This is a genomic window from Streptomyces turgidiscabies Car8, assembly GCF_000331005.1.
Taxonomy (GTDB): Bacteria; Actinomycetota; Actinomycetes; order Streptomycetales; family Streptomycetaceae; genus Streptomyces; species Streptomyces turgidiscabies.
Genome location: NZ_AEJB01000487.1, coordinates 1 through 847, shown reverse-complemented (window position 1 = coordinate 847; position 847 = coordinate 1). Strand labels below are relative to the sequence as shown.

The 847-nt window shown below is 71.5% G+C and carries 1 protein-coding gene; it reads left to right on the top strand.

Features of this window, described 5'->3' with window-relative positions:
* The coding region (locus STRTUCAR8_RS34965) for a PP2C family protein-serine/threonine phosphatase (RefSeq protein WP_044473429.1) at window positions 1–829 on the top strand (829 nt) is incomplete at its 5' end.
* Window positions 830–847 lie beyond the last annotated feature (18 nt).

The window sequence follows — 847 nt, the reverse complement described above, 5'->3', positions numbered from 1 at the left end:
CTCCGACGGCCGGCTGTTCGTCGTCCGGGGCGCCTACCAGGACATCTCCGCCCACCACTGGACGGAGGTCGCCCTCGCCGCCACCCGCGACCAACTCGCCCACTCCGAACAGCAGTCGAGCGAACGCAACCGGCTCACCCTCCAGCTCCAGCACGCGATCATGCCCCCGGCGCAGGCCCCGCTGGAGGCCCCCGGCCTGCGCGTGGCCGTCCGCTACCGGCCCGCCGAGACCCAGCACCTGGTCGGCGGCGACTGGTACGACGCGGTGGTGCTGCCGTCCGGGCTGGTGCTGCTGTGCGTCGGGGACGTCGCCGGACACGGCATCGAGGCGGCCACCAGCATGGTCGTCCTGCGCAACGCGCTGCGCGGTCTCGCCGTGACCGGCGCCGGTCCCGGCCAGTTGCTGTCCTGGCTCAACATGGTCGCCCACCATCTGACCGGAGTCGTCACCGCCACGGCAGTCTGCGGCCTGTACGACCCCGACCGCCGCACCCTGCGCTGGGCCAGGGCCGGTCATCTGCCGCCCGTCCTGGTACGCGGCAACGAAGCGACGCCGCTGCCCCTGATCACGGGCCTGTTGGTCGGCGCCGTGCCCGACACGACGTACGAGGAACACGAGGTCCAACTCGCCGTCGACGACACGTTGCTGATGTACACGGACGGCCTGATCGAACGCCGTGACCGGTCCGTGGAGGAATCGCTGGCCCAGTTGCTGCTGGCCGCGCGCACCGTACCGCCCACGCTGGACCAGCAGTTGGACCGCCTGCTCACCTACAGCAAGTCCGACACGGACGACGACACCTGCCTCGTGGGCGTCCGGGTGGCCTAGGCGCGGGCAGAAGAACGG